The organism is Curtobacterium sp. LFS084 (assembly GCF_047977705.1).
Taxonomy (GTDB): Bacteria; Actinomycetota; Actinomycetes; order Actinomycetales; family Microbacteriaceae; genus Curtobacterium.
The window spans coordinates 28,636-47,115 of the sequence record NZ_JBFPFM010000027.1; the positions used below are offsets into that span (position 1 = coordinate 28,636).

Annotated in this window: 16 protein-coding genes; 14 read left to right on the forward strand and 2 right to left on the reverse strand. The window is 72.2% G+C overall.

Going from position 1 to position 18,480, the window contains the following annotated elements; translation table 11 throughout:
• The first annotated feature begins 107 nt into the window (after positions 1–107).
• From leuC to ACNQOV_RS13515, 6 genes are all read left to right on the forward strand, one after another.
• Complete coding sequence (gene leuC, locus ACNQOV_RS13490; protein ID WP_416395056.1) at positions 108–1,547, forward strand: 3-isopropylmalate dehydratase large subunit; 1,440 nt, start codon at positions 108–110, stop codon at positions 1,545–1,547.
• Entirely contained in the window at positions 1,547–2,143 is a 597-nt protein-coding gene (leuD, locus tag ACNQOV_RS13495) for a 3-isopropylmalate dehydratase small subunit (RefSeq protein ID WP_416395058.1), read from the forward strand. The genes leuC and leuD overlap by 1 nt, the downstream gene beginning before the upstream one ends.
• Positions 2,143–3,510, forward strand: coding sequence for a UDP-N-acetylglucosamine 1-carboxyvinyltransferase (gene murA / locus ACNQOV_RS13500; RefSeq protein WP_402263717.1), 1,368 nt, complete (start codon positions 2,143–2,145; stop codon positions 3,508–3,510). Before leuD ends, murA begins: the two co-directional genes overlap by 1 nt.
• A gap of 5 nt (positions 3,511–3,515) precedes the next feature.
• Entirely contained in the window at positions 3,516–4,337 is an 822-nt protein-coding gene (locus tag ACNQOV_RS13505; protein ID WP_416395060.1) for a lysophospholipid acyltransferase family protein, read from the forward strand.
• A gap of 91 nt (positions 4,338–4,428) precedes the next feature.
• Positions 4,429–5,442, forward strand: a complete 1,014-nt coding sequence (locus ACNQOV_RS13510; protein WP_402263851.1) for an NAD(P)H-dependent glycerol-3-phosphate dehydrogenase — start codon at positions 4,429–4,431, stop codon at positions 5,440–5,442.
• A gap of 32 nt (positions 5,443–5,474) precedes the next feature.
• Positions 5,475–6,584 (forward strand): D-alanine--D-alanine ligase family protein, encoded by a 1,110-nt coding sequence (locus ACNQOV_RS13515; protein ID WP_416395062.1) that lies wholly within the window; start codon positions 5,475–5,477, stop codon positions 6,582–6,584.
• Positions 6,585–6,647: 63 nt separating this feature from the next.
• Here ACNQOV_RS13515 and ACNQOV_RS13520 read toward each other — a convergent pair whose 3' ends face one another.
• Positions 6,648–7,133, reverse strand: coding sequence for a DUF3515 family protein (locus ACNQOV_RS13520; protein ID WP_031260804.1), 486 nt, complete (start codon positions 7,131–7,133; stop codon positions 6,648–6,650).
• A 24-nt stretch (positions 7,134–7,157) separates the two neighbouring features.
• Here ACNQOV_RS13520 and thiL point away from each other — a divergent pair, with 24 nt between their 5' ends.
• Positions 7,158–8,168 carry a thiamine-phosphate kinase gene (gene thiL, locus ACNQOV_RS13525; RefSeq protein WP_416395065.1) on the forward strand — a complete coding sequence of 337 codons (1,011 nt, stop codon included), beginning with the start codon at positions 7,158–7,160 and terminating at the stop codon, positions 8,166–8,168.
• A 211-nt stretch (positions 8,169–8,379) separates the two neighbouring features.
• On the opposite strand, the gene ACNQOV_RS13530 is transcribed toward thiL, so the two are convergent.
• On the reverse strand, positions 8,380–8,943 hold the full coding sequence (locus ACNQOV_RS13530) for an RsmD family RNA methyltransferase (protein ID WP_416395067.1): 564 nt from the start codon (positions 8,941–8,943) through the stop codon (positions 8,380–8,382).
• A gap of 99 nt (positions 8,944–9,042) precedes the next feature.
• Between ACNQOV_RS13530 and ACNQOV_RS13535 the strand changes: the two genes are divergently transcribed.
• From ACNQOV_RS13535 to ACNQOV_RS13565, 7 genes are all read left to right on the forward strand, one after another.
• On the forward strand, positions 9,043–11,265 hold the full coding sequence (locus ACNQOV_RS13535) for an ATP-dependent DNA helicase RecG (protein ID WP_416395076.1): 2,223 nt from the start codon (positions 9,043–9,045) through the stop codon (positions 11,263–11,265).
• Positions 11,266–11,286: 21 nt separating this feature from the next.
• Positions 11,287–11,781 carry a pantetheine-phosphate adenylyltransferase gene (gene coaD, locus ACNQOV_RS13540; protein ID WP_022905228.1) on the forward strand — a complete coding sequence of 165 codons (495 nt, stop codon included), beginning with the start codon at positions 11,287–11,289 and terminating at the stop codon, positions 11,779–11,781.
• Between the two features lie 64 nt (positions 11,782–11,845).
• Entirely contained in the window at positions 11,846–12,460 is a 615-nt protein-coding gene (locus tag ACNQOV_RS13545) for a YceD family protein (protein WP_416395069.1), read from the forward strand.
• A gap of 47 nt (positions 12,461–12,507) precedes the next feature.
• Positions 12,508–12,711 (forward strand): 50S ribosomal protein L32, encoded by a 204-nt coding sequence (gene rpmF, locus ACNQOV_RS13550; RefSeq protein WP_022905230.1) that lies wholly within the window; start codon positions 12,508–12,510, stop codon positions 12,709–12,711.
• A gap of 13 nt (positions 12,712–12,724) precedes the next feature.
• On the forward strand, positions 12,725–13,450 hold the full coding sequence (gene rnc, locus ACNQOV_RS13555) for a ribonuclease III (protein WP_402263704.1): 726 nt from the start codon (positions 12,725–12,727) through the stop codon (positions 13,448–13,450).
• Positions 13,451–13,454: 4 nt separating this feature from the next.
• Complete coding sequence (gene mutM / locus ACNQOV_RS13560; RefSeq protein WP_402263702.1) at positions 13,455–14,426, forward strand: bifunctional DNA-formamidopyrimidine glycosylase/DNA-(apurinic or apyrimidinic site) lyase; 972 nt, start codon at positions 13,455–13,457, stop codon at positions 14,424–14,426.
• 32 nt (positions 14,427–14,458) lie between these two features.
• The gene (locus tag ACNQOV_RS13565) at positions 14,459–18,274 is read left to right on the forward strand and encodes a chromosome segregation SMC family protein (protein ID WP_416395072.1); all 3,816 of its coding nucleotides are present in this window, start codon (positions 14,459–14,461) and stop codon (positions 18,272–18,274) included.
• Positions 18,275–18,480: the final 206 nt, after the last annotated feature.

Sequence of the window (18,480 nt, forward strand, 5' to 3'; positions counted from 1 at the left end):
CAGGCCGCCGGTCGGCGCGGGAGCACGTTGGTATACCAACCTGCTAGACTCGCCGCACCGAACCGCGACAGCGGTTCGTCGACGACAACGAGGAAGGGTCGCACCCGATGGGAAAGACGCTCGCCGAGAAGGTGTGGGACGACCACGTCGTGGTCAAGGGCGAGGACGGCAACCCCGACCTCCTCTACATCGACCTCCACCTCGTGCACGAGGTCACGAGCCCGCAGGCGTTCGACGGCCTGCGCCAGGCCGGTCGGCCGGTGCGCCGCCTCGACCTGACCATCGCGACCGAGGACCACAACACCCCGACGCTCGCGATCGACCGTCCCATCGCGGACCCGACCAGCCGGACCCAGATCGAGACGCTGCGCCGCAACTGCGAGGAGTTCGGCGTCCGCCTGCACTCGCTGGGCGACAAGGAGCAGGGCATCGTCCACGTGGTCGGCCCGCAGCTCGGCCTGACGATGCCGGGCATCACCGTCGTCTGCGGCGACTCGCACACCTCGACCCACGGGGCCTTCGGCGCGATGGCCTTCGGCATCGGCACGAGCGAGGTCGAGCACGTCCTCGCGACCCAGACCCTGCCGCTCAAGCCCTTCAAGACCATGGCGATCACGGTCGAGGGCACCCTCCGACCCGGGGTCACGGCGAAGGACATCATCCTCGCCGTCATCGCGAAGATCGGCACCGGTGGCGGGCAGGGCTACGTGCTCGAGTACCGCGGCTCGGCGATCCGTGCCCTCTCGATGGAGGGCCGCATGACCATCTGCAACATGTCGATCGAGGCCGGTGCCCGTGCCGGCATGGTCGCCCCCGACCAGACCACGTACGACTACGTGCAGGGCCGCGACCACGCGCCCACGGGGCAGGACTGGGACGACGCCGTCGCGTACTGGGACACCCTGTCGACCGACGACGACGCGGTGTTCGACGCCGAGGTGTTCATCGACGCCGACGCCCTCGAGCCCTTCGTCACCTGGGGCACGAACCCCGGTCAGGGCGTCTCGCTCTCCGAGAGCGTCCCGGACCCGGCCAGCTACAGCGACCCCAACGACCAGGCCGCAGCGCAGCGTGCCCTCGAGTACATGGACATCGCCGCCGGCACCCCGATGAAGGAGATCGCGGTCGACGCGGTGTTCATGGGCTCGTGCACGAACTCCCGGATCGAGGACCTGCGGGCCTTCGCGTCGGTCATCAAGGGCCGCACGAAGGCCGACGGCGTGCGGGTCATGGTCGTGCCGGGGTCCGCCCGGGTGCGGCTCGAGGCCGAGGCCGAGGGACTCGACAAGGTGTTCACGGACTTCGGTGCCGAGTGGCGGTTCGCCGGCTGCTCGATGTGCCTCGGCATGAACCCCGACCAGCTCGCGCCGGGGGAGCGCTGCGCGAGCACCTCCAACCGCAACTTCGAGGGACGCCAGGGCAAGGGCGGTCGCACCCACCTCGTGTCGCCGCTCGTCGCCGCGGCCACCGCCGTGCGCGGCACGCTCTCCAGTCCGTGGGACCTGGAGACGTCCGAGTCGAACGCCGTCCTGGAAGGGGCACACTGATGGACAAGATCTCGACCGTCACCGGCATCGCGGCACCGCTCGAGCGGTCCAACGTCGACACCGACCAGATCATCCCCGCCGTCTACCTCAAGCGGGTGACGAAGACGGGCTTCGAGGACGCCCTGTTCTCCGGCTGGCGTCAGGACCCCGAGTTCGTGCTGAACCAGCCCGTGTACCAGGGCGCCAAGGTGCTGGTCGCCGGACCGGACTTCGGCACCGGGTCGTCGCGCGAGCACGCCGTCTGGGCGCTCCGCGACTTCGGGTTCCGGGTCGTCATCTCGCCCCGGTTCGCGGACATCTTCAAGGGCAACGCGGGCAAGCAGGGCCTCGTCACCGCGATCGTGACCGAACCGGAAGTCGAGCGGCTCTGGGCCGAGATCGAGGCGACCCCCGGCATCGAGGCGACCGTCGACCTGGTGGCCCAGCGCGTGTCGCTCGGCGAGGTGGACGTCCCGTTCGAGATCGACGCTTACACTCGTTGGCGGTTGATGGAAGGGCTCGACGACATCGGGCTCACCCTCCGTGACGAGACCTCGATCACGGAGTTCGAATCCCGCCGCTCCAGATGGCGGCCGAAGACATTGCCGGTGAAGTAGTGAACTCTCTCGTACAGGACGCAGCGGCCGCAGGGGCGCGCGTGGGCCTCAAGTCGGACGAGATCGTCATCCGCGGGGGCAAGCCGCTCGTGGGACGCATCGAGGTCCGTGGGGCGAAGAACCTCGCGACCAAGGCCATGGTGGCGTCGCTGCTCGGTGACACCCCGTCGATCCTCAAGGACGTCCCGGACATCTCCGACGTCAAGGTCGTCCGCGGGCTGCTCGAGGTGCACGGCGTGCGCATCACCGATCCTGCACGAGGCGAGCTCATCCTCGACCCGTCGAACGTCGAGTCGGCGCACTTCGCCGAGATCGACGCCCATGCCGGCTCGAGCCGCATCCCGATCCTGTTCTGCGGCCCGCTGCTGCACCGGCTCGGCGAGGCGTTCATCCCCGACCTCGGCGGCTGCCGCATCGGCGACCGCCCGATCGACTTCCACCTCGACGCCCTCCGCGCCATGGGTGCGGTCGTCGACAAGCAGGTCAACGGCATCCACCTGACCGCGCCGGACGGTCTCCGGGGCGCGAAGATCGAGCTGCCGTACCCGAGCGTCGGGGCGACGGAGCAGGTGCTGCTCTCGTCGGTCCTCGCCACGGGCGTCACCGAACTCCGCAACGCCGCGATCGAGCCCGAGATCATGGACCTCATCGCGATCCTGCAGAAGATGGGCGCGATCGTCACGGTCGAGCCGAACCGCACGATCTTCATCGAGGGCGTCGAGTCGCTCCGCGGGTACACCCACCGTGCGATCAACGACCGCAACGAGGCCGCCAGCTGGGCGTCCGCAGCGCTCGCGACCAACGGCGACATCTTCGTCGAGGGCGCGAAGCAGCAGGAGCTCATGACGTTCCTCAACGTCTTCCGCAAGGTCGGCGGCGGGTTCGACATCCAGGAGGACGGCATCCGCTTCTACCGCGAGCGCGAGGTCCTGCGCCCCGTGGTCGTCGAGACGGACGTGCACCCCGGGTTCATGACCGACTGGCAGCAGCCGCTCATCGTGGCGCTGACGCAGGCCGACGGGCAGAGCATCGTGCACGAGACCGTGTACGAGAACCGCTTCGGCTTCACCGACGCGCTGAACGAGATGGGCGCCGACATCGTCGTCCACAAGGAGGGGCTCCCCGGGCACGACCGCCGGGTCGCCCGTCGTCCGTTCGAGCAGGCCGCGGTCATCACCGGCCCGACGACGCTGCACGCGGCGGACGTCCGCGTGCCGGACCTGCGCGGCGGCTTCAGCCACCTCATCGCGGCGCTGACCGCCGAGGGCGAGTCGCGGATCTCCAACGTCGGCATCATCAGCCGCGGCTACGAGCACTTCATCCCGAAGCTCCGCAAGCTCGGCGCCGACTTCGACTTCGCGGGGTAGGCGCGGTGTCGACTCCCGCTGGTGACGGCCAGGAGGCGCGGCGCGCCTCCGCCTCGCAGGTCACCACCGGCATGCCCGTCCCCGGGCGCCGGTGGCGCCGTGGCGAGCTGAACACGGCCTTCCGGATCCTCGCGACCGTGGTCATCCCGACCTTCCGCTTCTCGGCGCGCTACCACTGGCACGGTCCGAACCGGTTGCCGGCCGAGGGCGCGTTCGTGCTCGCACCGAACCACTTCACGAACATCGACCCGCTCGTCGTGGGCACGGCGGTCTGGCTGTCCCGCCGGGCGCCGCGCTTCCTCGCGAAGGCGTCGCTGTTCAAGGTCCCGATCTTCGGCAAGATCATGTCCGGCATGGGCCAGATCCCCGTCGAGCGCTCCGGGCGCACCCGGCTGAGCGACCCGCTCGGCGGCGGCCGATCGCTCATCGAGCAGGGCGGCGCGATCATCGTCTACCCCGAGGGCACCCTCACCCGTGACCCGGACCTGTGGCCGATGCGCGGCAAGACCGGTGCGGTGCGGATCGCCCTCGAGAACGACGTCCCGCTCATCCCGATGGCCCACTGGGGCACGCAGAACATCATGGCGCGGTACGGCAAGAAGCTCCGGCTGATCCCGCCGTCCCGCGTGGACGTCATCGTCGGCGACCCCGTCGACCTCTCGCCGTACCGCGGCAGGCCGATCGACCAGCAGACGCTCGTCGCGGCCACCGAGCTCCTGATGCAGCACATCACCGCGCTGCTCGAGGAGATCCGCGGGCAGCAGGCGCCCGGGACCCGCTGGGACCCGGCGGCGAACAACCAGAAGGAGACCGGCCGGTTTGAGTGAGCACGGACCGGGCCTCCGCCCGCACGACGACCACCCGGACCCCGCGGTCGCAGCCCCCGGAGCGGTGGACACCGCCGCGATCCGCGTGGTCATGCAGTCGACCGACAAGCCGCGCGTCGCCGTCATCGGTGCCGGCAGCTGGGGGACCACGTTCGCCAAGGTCCTCGCCGAGGGCGGAGCGTCGACCGTCGTGTGGGCGCGGCGGGCCGAGGTCGCGCGGGAGATCACCGAGACCAAGCGGAACTCGGACTACCTGCCCGGGATCAACCTGCCCCGCACCCTCACCGCGTCGACGTCCCTCGCCGAGGTGCTCGACGGCGCGTCGCAGGTGTACGTGTCGGTGCCGTCGCAGTCCCTGCGCTCGAACCTCGCCGCGATCCGCGAGCTGCTCGCGCCGGACGTCCCCGTCGTCAGCCTGATGAAGGGCGTGGAGAAGGGCACCGGACTCCGCATGAGCGAGGTCCTGCACGAGGGCCTCGGCATCGACCGCGACCGCATCGCGGTGGCGAGCGGCCCGAACCTGGCGCTCGAGATCGCCCGGCGGCAGCCCACCGCGGCCGTCGTGTCGTCGTCGTCGGCCGAGACCGCGAGCGCGGTGGCCGCCGTCGCCACGAACCCGTACTTCCGGTCGTTCATCAACACCGACGTCATCGGCACCGAGTTCGGCGGGGTGCTGAAGAACCTCATCGCCGTCGCGATCGGCATCGTCGACGGTGTCGGCTACGGCGAGAACACCAAGGCGTCCATCATCACCCGGGGTCTGGCCGAGATGACCGACTTCGCGGTGTCGCTCGGCGCGCAGCCGTCGACGCTGTCCGGGCTCGCCGGCCTCGGCGACCTCATCGCGACCTGCCAGTCGCCGCTCTCGCGGAACAACACCGCCGGCCGGCTGCTCGGTCAGGGGTACCGCTTCGACGAGGTCGTCCGGCAGATGAACCAGACGGCGGAGGGGCTGGCGTCGGTCGCGCCGATCCTCGAGCTCGCCGCTGCCAACGGCGTCGACATGCCCATCGTGGGGCAGGTCGCCGAGGTCCTCGCCGGTAGGCTCGATCCGCGCAACATCGCGCCGCACCTCACCGAGACCGACGAGCCCCAGGGCGAGTGACCGGTCCGGCCCCGACCACCAAGAGGACTGCCATGCCCACGATCGCCGAGGAGACACCCGTGTCCACGACCACCGTCGCCGTGCTGTTCGGTGGCCGTTCGAGCGAGCACGAGATCAGCTGCGTGACCGCGGGCGGGATCATGGACGTCGTCGACCGGGCCGAGTACGACCTCGTCCCGATCGGCATCACGAAGGACGGCGCGTTCACGCTCCAGTCCGACGACCCGGCGCAGTGGGCGCTACGGGACGGCACGCTCCCCACGGTCCCGGACAACGGCACCCGCGTGGCGTTCCCGACCTCGCCCGCTTCGAACGAGCTCGTGGTGTCGCACCCGGACGGATCGGTCTCGACGATCGCCGTCGACATCGTGTTCCCGATCCTGCACGGTCCGTTCGGCGAGGACGGCACCGTCCAGGGCCTCCTCGAGATCGCCGGTCTGCCGTACGTCGGGGACGGGGTGCTCGCCAGCGCCCTGGCCATGGACAAGCACGTCGCCAAGGCGGTCCTCGAGCACGCCGGGCTCCGCGTCGCGCCGTGGACGACGGTGCTCCGGCGCGAGTGGTCGGCCGACCCGGTCGACGTCGCCGAGACGATCGCCGCGCACGGGTGGCCGCTGTTCGTGAAGCCCGCGCGTGCGGGTTCGAGCATGGGCGTGTCCCGCGTGGACGGTCCCGAGGAGCTCGGCGCGGCGATGGACCTGGCGTTCGAGCACGACTCCAAGGTCATCGTCGAGCCCCGCGTGATCGGCCGTGAGGTCGAGGTCGCGGTGCTCGAGGGCCGTGACGGTGTGCCGCGCACGAGCCTGCCGGGCGAGATCGTCGTCGCCGAGGACGGCTTCTACGACTTCGCCTCGAAGTACCTGGGCGGCGACGAGTCGCTGCTCTGCCCGGCCCCGCTGACCGAGGCGGAGACCGACGAGATCCGCTCGATCGGTGCCCGTGCGTTCGAGGCGATCGGCGGCGCCGGCCTCGCCCGGGTCGACTGCTTCCTCACCGACGACGGCTTCGTCGTGAACGAGGTCAACACGATGCCGGGGTTCACGCCGCTGTCCATGTACCCGCGCTGCTGGGCGGCGTCCGGGGTGTCCTACGGCGAGCTCGTCCGCGAACTCATCGAGCTGGGGCGCGCGGCGGTCCGCTGAGGCGCCTGCACCCGCGTGCGGCCGGAGCCGCGCCCGCGGTTCAGCCGGTGACGTGCCCGCGGCTCAGCCGGTGACGTCGGACGGGTCGAGGCAGCGGTGCCCGTCCTTCGGCAGGGTCGACACCGCGTCGGTGACGTCCTGGACGACCTGGTTCGTGGTCTTCGTTGCGTCGATGACGAGCTGGACCGCCGGGGACCGACCGAAGGTCGTGTAGACGATCTGCTTCCCGCGGTCGTCGCGGATCCAGTCGACGTCGCCGAGCGAGAAGCACGGCAGGTCGGACACCGTCGGCACCGCCACGCCGCAGTGGTACAGCGCCACCTCGGGATCGCCCCACGCCGCGGTCGACTGGGCGTTCGTGTTCCGCAGGTCGAACTTCGAGTCGACCGCCGCCGGCAGCCGGACCTGGACGGCGGCGCACGCGGCGGCGTCGGCGGAGGGGGCCGGGGACATCGCGACGGCGTTCGTGCAGCCGGTCAGCCCGGCGGCGACGGCGATCACGACGCCCGCGGTCGCGAGCTTCCGGAGGGGGCGGCGCACGGTGTCCATCGACGTCCAGGCTACCGTTCTCGTGTGGACGCGACGTACGACGCCTGGGCCGGACCGACCGTGGGGGACCTCGGCGAACTCGTCGTCCTCGACCGCATCGTGCGCCGACTGCCGGTCGGGTCGCCGCTGCTCGGTCCCGGGGACGACTGCGCGGTCGTCGCGGCGCCGGACGGCCGGTTCGTGGTGACGACGGACATGATGGTGCACGGTCCGGACTTCCGCTGGGCGTGGTCGTCGCCCGAGGACGTCGGGTGGAAGGCCGCGGCGACGAACCTGTCCGACGTGGCCGCGATGGGCGCGGTGCCGACCGGCCTGGTGATCGCCCTCGCGGCGCCGCGGGACACCCCGGTGGCGGTGCTCGAGTCGTTCGCCGACGGGGTGCGGCTGGCCGTGGACGCCCTGGCGCCGGGCTGCGGCGTCGTGGGCGGCGACCTCTCGACGTCGGCGACGTTCACGGTGTCGGTGACGGCGTTCGGGGACCTCGGGGGTCGTGCGCCCGTCGTCCGCTCGGGAGCCCGCCCCGGCGACGTCCTGGCCGTCTCGGGGGAGCTCGGGCCGGCGGCGCGTGGGCTGACGCGGCTCTTCCGCGAAGGCGTCGACGCCGACGGTGAGCCGTCTCGCCGTGCGGCCGTGGCGAGCGGTGCGGACACGGACCCCGACGTCGGACGACAGCGGCGGCCGGTCCCGCCGATCGCGGACGGCCCGGCCGCTGCTGCCGGTAGCGCGACGGCGATGCTCGACCTGTCCGACGGGCTCGCGATCGACGCCGGGCGGCTCGCGCGGGCCAGCCGGGTCACCCTCTCGCTCGACGCCGACCGGTCCGAGGGGACGGCCGTCCTCGACGAGGTGGCGCTGCACGGCGGCGAGGACCATGGGCTGCTCGCCACGTTCCCTCCCGACGTCCCGCTGCCCGGAGGGTTCCGTCGTGTCGGCGTCGTCCTCGACCGTGGCGACGACGACCTGGTGCGCGGGGGAGTCCCCGTGCCGACGACGGGCTGGGATCCCTACGCCGACTGGGACGGCGCCGCCGGCTGACCGGCGGCGTGGCACGCGCGTCGTCCGGCGTGTGTGTCCGGGGCTGCGGGTCGTGCGACATCGTCGACGTCGTACGACGACGACGACGTCGTCGCTGCGCGCGTGCAACTGTTGCGAGCGCGGGCGTGCGACATCACCGATGTCGTACGACGACGACGAAGTCGCACCACAGCGGGCGCGCCACCAGCGAACCCCCGAGGCCGCACCTGCGTCAGGCGGCGGCCACCACGGCCTCCCACGCGACGGTCTCGCCGTAGCTGCGCTTGCTGAAGGCCTCGAGCCCCGCGGGCCACGTCGGCTCGGGGGAGCGCTTGCTCCGCTCGACGACCACGACCGCGGCTGCCGTCAGCCGGGGCACGAGCGTCTCGAGCACCTCGGCGAGCTCGTGCTCGGTGACGTCGTACGGCGGGTCGATGAACACGAGGTCGAAGGTCCGGACGGTCCCGCGCAGGTACCCGAGGACGGGCTGCGGCTGCACGTCGATCCGCACGTCCGGGACCCGCCGCTGCACGGCCTTCGCGTTCGCCCGGCAGGCCTCGGCCGCCGCCGACGCCCGGTCGACCAGCACGACCTCGACCGCACCGCGCGACGCGGCCTCGAGCCCGAGGGCCCCCGTGCCGGCGTACAGGTCCGCGACCGACGTGTCGTCGACGAGCCCACGTGCCTCGAGCGAGGAGAACAGTGCCTCGCGCACGCGGTCGCTCGTCGGTCGGGTGCCGGACTTCGGCACCCGGAGCGTCGTGGAGCCGGCGGCACCGGCGATGATGCGGGTCATGCTGCCACCGTAGCGGGCCGCCGGACGCTCCAGGAGTTCTCCACAGGCGGTCCGGGAGGCGCGGATCGCGTCGGTGCCGCCGGGTACCGTTGACGTGTGGTGACGACCGGAACGACGACCGACGACGCGGTGCCGGACCTCGGCCCCGCCCCGCTCGACGCGCGGCTCGCGAACGTCCTCGGCGGCCGGACCGCGGGTGCGATCGAGAAGGCGTTCGGGTACCGCACCGTCGGCGAGTTCCTCGAGCACGCGCCCCGGCGCTACGCCGAACGCGGCGCGCTGACGGCGCTCGACTCGCTCGCGATCGGCGAGTCGGTGACGATCGTGGCCGAGGTCGTCGACGTCCGGGAACGCACCATGCGTGCTCGGCGCGGCTCGATCCTCGAAGCGAAGATCGGCGACGGCAAGGGGCTCCTCACGCTCACGTTCTTCAACCAGGGCTGGCGCACGAAGGACCTCGTGCCGGGCGCGCGCGGGATCTTCTCGGGCAAGGTCGGCGACTACCGGGGTGCCCGCCAGCTCGCCCACCCCGACTACGAGCTCTTCGACCGCGACGACCCCCGGGCGACCGCCGACCCCGAGTCGGAAGAAGCCATCCGGTGGTCGCGCCAGCCGATCCCGATCTACCCGGCGACGTCGACGCTCACCTCGTGGCAGATCGCGAAGTCGATGGCGATCGTGCTCGACACGCTCCCGGACGTCGACGACCCGATCCCCGCGCGCGTCCGGAACCGGCTCGACCTCGTGCCGTTCCGCCGAGCGCTCGAGCTGCTGCACCGCCCCGAGAAGGTCGCGGACTTCAAGCGGGCCGAGGACGCCCTCCGCTACCGCGAGGCGTTCGTGCTGCAGACGGCCCTGGTGCAGCGTCGGATCGCGGCCCGCGCGACCGCGGCCACGGCACGGTCCGCCGCACCGGGTGGGATCCTCGAACGCTTCGACCGGGCGCTGCCGTTCACGCTCACCGACGACCAGCGGTCGGTGGGTGCCGAGATCGCCCACGACCTCGCCGGCGACTGGCCGATGCACCGCCTGGTGCAGGGCGAGGTCGGCTCCGGCAAGACCCTCGTGGCGATCCGGGCGATGCTGACGGTCGCCGAGTCCGGTGGGCAGTCCGCGCTGATCGCCCCGACCGAGGTCCTCGCGGCGCAGCACCTCCGGTCGATCGTGAAGTTCCTCGGCCCCGACCTCGCCGCCGAGTTCCGGCCGGTGATCCTGACGGGGTCGCAGTCGACCGACGAACGGCGCCGGGCACTGCTCGCGGCGGCGTCCGGCAGCTCGCGACTCGTGGTCGGCACGCACGCGCTCCTCGGCGACCGGGTCGACTTCGCCGAGCTCGGGCTCGTCGTCGTCGACGAGCAGCACCGGTTCGGCGTGGAGCAGCGCGAGGCCCTCCGCACCAAGGGGGCGACGCCACCGCACGTGCTCGTCCTCACCGCCACGCCGATCCCGCGCACCGTGGCGATGACGGTGTTCGGCGACCTCGACGTCTCGACGATCACCGGGCTGCCCTCCGGACGTGGCCGAGTCGAGACGTTCACGGTCCCGCTCGCCGAGCACCCCGGCTGGGAGTCCCGCATCTGGACCCGCATGGCCGAGGAACTCGCCGACGGTCGTCAGGCGTTCGTGGTGTGCCCGGCGATCGACGACGCCCACGCCGAGGACGACGGCGGACCCGACCCCGAGCCCGACGACGACACGCCGAAGCACGCGCCGGCCACCGTCCTCGCCACGGCGGAGCGGATGCGGACGATGCCGGTGCTCGCCGACCGCCGGATCGAGGTGCTGCACGGCCGCATGTCGGCGGACGAGAAGGACCGCGTGATGACGTCGTTCGCGGCCGGAGCCGTCGACGTGCTCGTCGCGACGACCGTGATCGAGGTCGGGGTCGACGTCCCGAACGCCTCGATGATGGCCGTGCTCGACGCCGACCGCTTCGGCGTCTCGCAGCTCCACCAGCTCCGCGGGCGCATCGGCCGCGGCCAGCACGCCGGCGTGTGCCTGCTCGTGACGACGGCGGAGTCCGAGACCACCTCGCGGGAGCGCGTCGACGCCGTGTCCGCCTCCGACGACGGCTTCGAGCTCGCACGCGTCGACCTCGAGCTCCGGCGCGAGGGGGACGTGCTCGGCGAACGGCAGTCCGGCGGTCGGTCGTCGCTCAACCTGCTGCGCGTCGTGGAGCACGCGGACCTCATCATGGACGCGCGCGAAGAGGCCGAGCACGTCCTCGGACCCGATCCGCAGCTCGACGGCCACCCGGCGCTCCGCGACGCCCTGGCGCGACGGCTGGACGAGTCCGACGCCGCGTTCCTCGGCAAGAACTGAACGCCGGGTATCGTCGCTGCCATGGCGCAGATCGCGGTGGTCCCCGGTTCGTTCGATCCCGTGACCCTCGGGCACCTCGACGTGATCGGGCGTGCTGCAGGGCTCTTCGACGAGGTGCACGTGCTCGTCGTGCACAACCCCGACAAGCGACCGGCGATGTTCGACGCCGTCGACCGCGTCCGCCTCATCGAGGAATCGCTCGTCGAGACGGGCGTGTCCGACAACGTGCGCGTGGGGGAGTGGACCTCGGGGTTGCTCGTCGACTACTGCCGGCAGGTCGGGGCGAAGGTGCTCGTCAAGGGCGTCCGCTCCGGCGAGGACGTCGCCTACGAGACACCGATGGCGATCATGAACCGGCACCTCGCCGACGTCGAGACGGTGTTCCTGCTGCCGGAGGCCGCGCGTGCGCACGTGTCGAGCTCGCTCATCCGCCAGGTGGCGTCCCTCGGTGGTGACGTCGCACCGTACGTCCCGGCGGTCGTCGCGGCGGCCCTGCACGCGCACACCGGGCGCTGACCCGCTCGGGACACGCCCGTCCCCGCCTCGACTCGCAGGCCGGAGGGCTGTAGGCTCGTCGATCGTGTCTTCCCACGTGAACAGCCCCTACGCCCTGCGCGTGCGCGACCTCGCGCACCGGCCGGGTGAGATGCGCGAGCACTCGCTCGACATCGAGGTGCCCGATGCGATGGGAGCCGGTGTCATCGCCGTCCGCGAGGGCGCCGAGATGCGCATCGACCTCCGGCTCGAGGGCCTGCACGAGGGCGTCCTGGTCTCCGGGCACGCCAGCGCCGAGGCCGAGGGCGAGTGCTCACGGTGCCTCATCGACATCAGCGAACCCGTCGAGGTCGATTTCGCCGAGCTGTTCGCGTATGATGCCTCGGAGGATTTCGACTTCTTCGTTCACGATGACCACGTGGATTGTGAACAGGTCGTTCGAGATGCGGTGGTGCTGGCGCTGCCGTTCCAGCCGGTCTGCCGACCGGACTGCCCAGGACTCGACCCGGTGACGGGCGAGCGACTGGCCGACATCGGCGAGCAGCGCGCTCACGAGGTCCTGGACCCGCGGTGGGCCGCCCTCGGTGGCCTCACCCTCGGCGACGCGACGAGCGGCGGCGAGACCCCGGACACAGCCAGCACGACCACGCCCCAGACCACCGAGGGTCAGGAGCGGTCCGACGCCGACCAGGCCGACTGACCGCCGCCCCTCGCCACTGACCACCGACCAACCGAAAGAGAACCACCATGGCCGTTCCCAAGCGCAAGCAGTCCCGTGCCAACACGCACGCCCGTCGTTCGCAGTGGAAGGCCGCGCCGGTCCAGCTCGTGAAGACGATCGAGAACGGCAAGGTCACCTACAGCCTCCCGCACCGTGCCAAGGTCGTCGAGGACTCCGCCGGCACGCCCCTGTACATGGAGTACAAGGGCCGCAAGGTCGCCGACGTCTGATCGGACCACACGCATGACCGCGACGTCCGGCACCACGGGGTCCCGCCCCGTGGGGCCGGACGTCGTTCGCCTGCAGGGGATCCTCGGGGCCGACATCGACCTCGAGCTCCTGCAGCTCGCCCTCACGCACCGCTCGTACGCGTACGAGCACGGCGGCATCGGGCACAACGAGCGCCTCGAGTTCCTCGGGGACTCGATCCTCGGCCAGGCCGTGACCGTGAAGCTCTACCGGTCCTTCCCCGACCTCGACGAAGGTGACCTCGCCAAGCGGCGTGCGAGCCTGGTGTCGACGGTCGCCCTGGCCGAGATCGCCCGCATGATCGGGCTCGGCGCGTACCTGCGCCTCGGCAAGGGCGAGGAACAGACCGGCGGCCGCGACAAGTCGTCGATCCTCGCCGACACCGTCGAGGCCGTGATCGGCGCGACCTACCTCTCCGCAGGCCCCGACCCCGCGACCGAGCTCGTGCTCCGGCTCGTCGAGCCGCTCCTCGTCGACCCGGACCGCTTCGGCGCCGCGATGGACCCGAAGACCAGCCTGCAGGAACTCGCGTCGAGCCTGTCGCTCGGCAACCCGTCGTACCGCGTGACCGAGGCCGGTCCCGACCACGACAAGACCTTCCACGCGACGGTCGTGCTGCAGGGCGAGGACGTCTCCACCGGCACCGGGTCGAGCAAGAAGACCGCCGAGATGGCGGCAGCGCTCCAGGCGTGGACGCAGCTCTCCGGCCGGGCGGCCTGACCGCGTGCCCGAACTCCCCGAGGTCGAGGTCGTCCGCGCCGGCCTCGAACCCGCCGTCAGCGGCGCGCGGGTCCTGCACGTGGACGTCGTCGACGACCGTGCGCTCACCCGGCACGACGGCCCCGCCGAGGACTTCGCCGAGCGGCTGACCGGTCGCACCATCGCGGCCGCGGTCCGCCGTGGCAAGTTCCTCTGGATGCCCCTGCGGCCCGAGCACGAGGGCGACCGGCCGGAGGCGCTCGTGGCGCACCTCGGCATGAGCGGCCAGATCCTGCTCGGCCGTGGGCGTGAGGCGGCGAAGCACCGCCGCATCCTCCTCGACGTCCAGCCGGCGGCGACCGGCCGCGACGGCACGCCGGAGCCGCCCGTCGAGCTCGAGTTCGTCGACCAGCGCACCTTCGGCTCGATGGCGATCGACGAGATGGTCCCGACGATCGACGGCGCCCCCGCCGGGTCAGCGGGGCACGTCGACGAGACCGATCCGGACGCCGTGTGGCGCCGGAGCATCCCGAAGCAGGTCTCGCACATCGCCCGCGACCCGCTCGACCCCGCGTTCGACGACGACCGCTTCATCGCCGCGGCCCGGAAGCGGTCGAGCGGCATCAAGCGGATCCTGCTCGACCAGGGGGTCGTGAGCGGCATCGGCAACATCTACGCGGACGAGTCCCTCTGGGCCGCGAAGCTGCACTACGACCGACCGGCGGAGCGATTGACGCGCGGCGACCTCCGTGGTCTGCTGGCCGAGGTCCGGCACGTGCTCGGCCGGGCGCTCGAGGACGGCGGCACGAGCTTCGACGCGCAGTACGTCAACGTGAACGGGCAGTCCGGGTACTTCTCGCAGCGACTCAACGTCTACGGACAGCAGGGGAAGCCGTGTCCCCGGTGCGGCACGACGATCGTGCGCGAGGCCTTCATGAACCGGTCGAGCCACATCTGCCCCGTGTGCCAACCGCGTCCACGCCCGCGCACGCGTTAGCCTGACGCCCAACCAGAGCATCCGGAGACCGCATGTACTTGAAGAGCCTGACGATCAAGGGGTTCAAGTCCTTCGCGCAGCCGACGACGTTCGCGTTCGAGCCCGGCGTGACGTGCATCGTCGGGCCGAACGGCTCGGGCAAGTCCAACGTGGTGGACGCCCTCGCCTGGGTGATGGGGGAGCAGGGCGCGAAGACGCTCCGCGGCGGCAAGATGGAGGACGTCATCTTCGCCGGCACCTCGACGCGGGGGCCGCTCGGGCGCGCGCAGGTGCTCCTGACCATCGACAACGCCGACGGGTTGCTCCCCATCGAGTACTCCGAGGTGACGATCTCGCGCACGCTCTTCCGCAACGGGGGCAGCGAGTACGCGATCAACGGCGAGAACTGCCGCCTGCTCGACGTCCAGGAGCTCCTGAGCGACACCGGCCTCGGCCGTGAGATGCACGTCATCGTCGGCCAGGGCCAGCTCGACAAGGTCCTGCACGCCACCCCCGAGGACCGCCGCGGCTTCATCGAGGAGGCCGCAGGCATCCTGAAGCACCGTCGCCGCAAGGAGAAGACCCTCCGCAAGCTCGACGCGATGCAGACGAACCTGACGCGGCTGTCCGACCTCGCGGGGGAGATCCGCCGCCAGCTGAAGCCGCTCGGTCGCCAGGCCGAGGTCGCCCGCAAGGCCCAGTCCGTCGCCGCGGTCGCCCGTGACGCCAAGGCCCGCATCCTCGCCGACGAGGTCGTCCGCCTCCGCCGCGAGCTCCACGAGCACCAGGAGGTCGAGGCCGGCCGCAAGTCCGAGCGCATCGTGCTGCAGGAGCGTCTCGATCAGACCCGTGCCCGTCAGCAGCACGTCGAGCAGAGCATGGTCGGCGACGACGTGGACCGCGCCCGCACCGTCGTGCACCGGCTGGAGAGCGTGCAGGAGCGGCTCCGCGGGCTGTCGAGCCTGGCGAACCAGCGGCTGATGTTCCTCGCGCAGCAGGCGGACGCTCCACAGCAGGGGCCGACGATCACCCCGGAGCAGGTGCAGGGCGTGCGGGACGAGGCCGACCGGCTCGAGGCCCAGGCCACCGACATGACGGGCGGCACGGCCCTGGCGGCGCAGCGCGTGCAGGCCGCCCGCGCGGCCCTCGACGCCCTCGACGAGCGGATCGCCGCCCAGGCTGCGCTCGTCTCGCAGCACGACCTCGAGGCCCAGCGCCTCGCCTCGGCGGTGGACGTCGCGACCTCGAAGCGCCAGTCCGCGGTGGCCGACCGGGAACGTCGTGAGCGCGCCCTGGCCGAGGCCGGGGACCGCGCGGACCGTGCCGCGGCCGCCCTCGCCGAACTCGGGACCGACCCCTCCGAGGGCGTCGACGAGGACGCGATGACCACGGCGCTCGACGCCGCACGCGAGCAGCATGAGGCGGCCCAGGCCGCGCGCGACGAACTCCGCGACCGCCTGCACGCCCTCGAACGCGAACGGGACGCCCTCGACGCCCGTGTCGCCGCCCTCGGCATGTCGATCGACGTCCGCGACGGATCGCAGGCGCTCATCGACGCCGGTCGCGACGGCATCGTCGGTCGCCTCGCCGACCGGCTGACCGTGACCCCCGGGTTCGAGGGGGCGATCGCGATCGCCCTCGACGGCCTCGCCGACGCCGTGCTCGCCGACGACCGGACCGTCGCCCTCGACGCCGTGGCACACGCCCGCGCCGAGGACATCGGCCGCATCGACGTGGTGGTCGCCGACCCCGGTGCCCTGCCGTCGGACCTGCCGACGCGACTGCCGGCCGGTGTCCGACGCGCGCTCGACCTCGTCGACGGGCCGCCGGCGATCGCCGCGATCCTGCGGGACACGCTCGTCGCGGACACCGACGCGGTCGACTTCGAGGCAGTGCTCGCCGCCGCCCCGCAGGCCACGGTGGTCACGCGCTCCGGTGACCTCGTGCGCGCGGTCCGCGTGACCGGCGGCGGGGAGCGCGTGACCTCGCGCATCGAGCTCGTCGCCGAGCGCGACGACGCCGTCACCCGCCGCGACGCGATCGCGCGGGACGCCGAGGACCAGGCCACGCGCCTCCGGGCCGCCCGCACCGCCGTCGAGGAGACCCGTCGTGTCGCCGACGAGGCGGACGCCGCCGCGCGCGCGCACGCCCGGGCGAAGGCGGACTACGACCGGATGAGCGCGTCCACCCGTGCGAAAGTGGAGAACGCCGCGGCCGAGGTCGAGCGACTCCGCGCGGCCCTCGCCGAGACGGACGGCGCGACCTCGTCGGCCGAGGCGGTCCTGGCCGAAACGGAACGCGCACGTCAGGAGTTCGCCGACCGCCCTCGTCCCGTCGCCGACGCGTCGGAGCGACCCGCGCTGCAGGACGCGCTCGAGGCCGCTCGCGCCGCCGAGATCGAGCAGCGCATCCAGGTCGAGACCGTCCGTGAGCGGGTGCGCGCGGAGCGGAGCCGCGCCGACCAGCTGGCGCGGCAGCTCGAGGCGGAGCGTGCCGCGGCTGCCGAGGCGGCCCGGCTCGCCGTCATCCGTCGCGGGCAGATCGCGGTCGCCGAGCACGTGCTGGCCGACCTGCCCGGACTGCTCGGCGCGGTGGACCGATCGCTCGCCGAGGCCCGCGTCCAGCTCGCCACCGAGGAGTCCGAGCGGTCGAAGCGGAACACCGAGCTGCAGACGATCCGGAACGAGGAGCGCGAACTCCGCGACCGCCTGCAGTCGATCACCGACGGCGTGCACTCGCTCGAGATGGAGATCTACGAGAAGAAGTTGCACGTGTCCGGCGTGCTCGACCGGGCGCAGAGCGAGCTGGGGCTGGTCGAGGCCGTGCTGGTCGCCGAGTACGGCCCGCACGTGCCGGTGCCGGTGGACGTCCTGATCGACCCCCGCGTCCTCGCGCGGAAGCACCGCGATGCCGAGCGTGCGGCCGCTGCCGCGGCCTTGGACGCCACCGCGCCGGACGCGACCGTGGCCGACGGGGCTGAGCCGCGCCTCCCGTCCGACGACTCGCCGACCGGCGCCGACCCCGTCTCCGACGTCGACCCGACCACCGACGGCGACGCCGACGGGGACCTGCCCGAACTGGTGGACGCCGAGTCGACGCTGCCCGGTGGCCCCGCACTGCCCGAGTTCGACGCCACCGACGACGTCGACCCCGCGGACGTCGAGACCGTGCCGTACGTGCGCGCGGAGCAGGAGCGGCGGCTGAAGGCGGCCGAACGCGACCTCGGCCAGCTCGGCAAGGTGAACCCGCTCGCGCTCGAGGAGTTCCAGGCGCTCGAGCAGCGGCACGCCTTCCTGGCCGAGCAACTCGAGGACCTGCAGAAGACCCGCACCGACCTCATGACGATCATCGACGAGCTCGACCGGAAGATGCAGACGATCTTCGAGTCCGCGTTCGACGACACGAAGGAGGCGTTCGACGTCATCTTCCCGATCCTCTTCCCCGGGGGCTCCGGGTCGATCACGCTGACGAACCCCGACGACCTGCTGCACACGGGCATCGAGGTGCAGGTGAAGCCCGCGGGCAAGAAGATCGACCGGTTGACGCTGCTGTCCGGTGGCGAGCGGTCGCTGGCGGCGGTGGCGCTCCTCGTGGCGATCTTCACCGCCCGCCCGTCGCCGTTCTACATCATGGACGAGGTCGAGGCGGCGCTCGACGACGCCAACCTCGGGCGGCTCCTGAGCGTCTTCGAGCGGCTCCGGGCGTCGTCGCAGCTCATCGTGATCACGCACCAGAAGCGCACGATGGAGATCGCGGACGCGCTCTACGGCGTCTCGATGCGGCAGGACGGCGTGTCCGCCGTGGTCGGGCAGCGCGTGCAGCAGCGGTCGGCCGAGCCGGAGCCGGAGCCGGAGGTCGCTGTCGCATAGCGCGGCGCGTTTCGCGCTGCGCGACAGTTCACGCGCTCCGGAGCGCGTGAACTGTCGCTCAGGCCGAAACCGGGCGTGCGCGGCGGACGCGCGGGACCACGGACGGACAGGAGGCGGGGGGGCGCCCGGGCCCGCCCCCCCCAGACGGACGGGGGTGTAGCCGACGACCCGGCGGCCGCCACCGCCCCCATCCGGCCCCCCCGCCG

Bases quoted from the DNA above. Each gene is read 5' to 3' on its own strand.
- leuC (WP_416395056.1), top strand. From the start codon at position 108: ATGGGAAAGACGCTCGCCGAGAAGGTGTGGGACGACCACGTCGTGGTC.
- leuD (WP_416395058.1), top strand. From the start codon at position 1,547: ATGGACAAGATCTCGACCGTCACCGGCATCGCGGCACCGCTCGAGCGG.
- ACNQOV_RS13510 (WP_402263851.1), top strand. From the start codon at position 4,429: ATGCAGTCGACCGACAAGCCGCGCGTCGCCGTCATCGGTGCCGGCAGC.
- ACNQOV_RS13515 (WP_416395062.1), top strand. From the start codon at position 5,475: ATGCCCACGATCGCCGAGGAGACACCCGTGTCCACGACCACCGTCGCC.
- ACNQOV_RS13520 (WP_031260804.1), bottom strand. From the start codon at position 7,133: ATGGACACCGTGCGCCGCCCCCTCCGGAAGCTCGCGACCGCGGGCGTC.
- ACNQOV_RS13530 (WP_416395067.1), bottom strand. From the start codon at position 8,943: ATGACCCGCATCATCGCCGGTGCCGCCGGCTCCACGACGCTCCGGGTG.
- coaD (WP_022905228.1), top strand. From the start codon at position 11,287: ATGGCGCAGATCGCGGTGGTCCCCGGTTCGTTCGATCCCGTGACCCTC.
- rpmF (WP_022905230.1), top strand. From the start codon at position 12,508: ATGGCCGTTCCCAAGCGCAAGCAGTCCCGTGCCAACACGCACGCCCGT.
- rnc (WP_402263704.1), top strand. From the start codon at position 12,725: ATGACCGCGACGTCCGGCACCACGGGGTCCCGCCCCGTGGGGCCGGAC.
- ACNQOV_RS13565 (WP_416395072.1), top strand. From the start codon at position 14,459: ATGTACTTGAAGAGCCTGACGATCAAGGGGTTCAAGTCCTTCGCGCAG.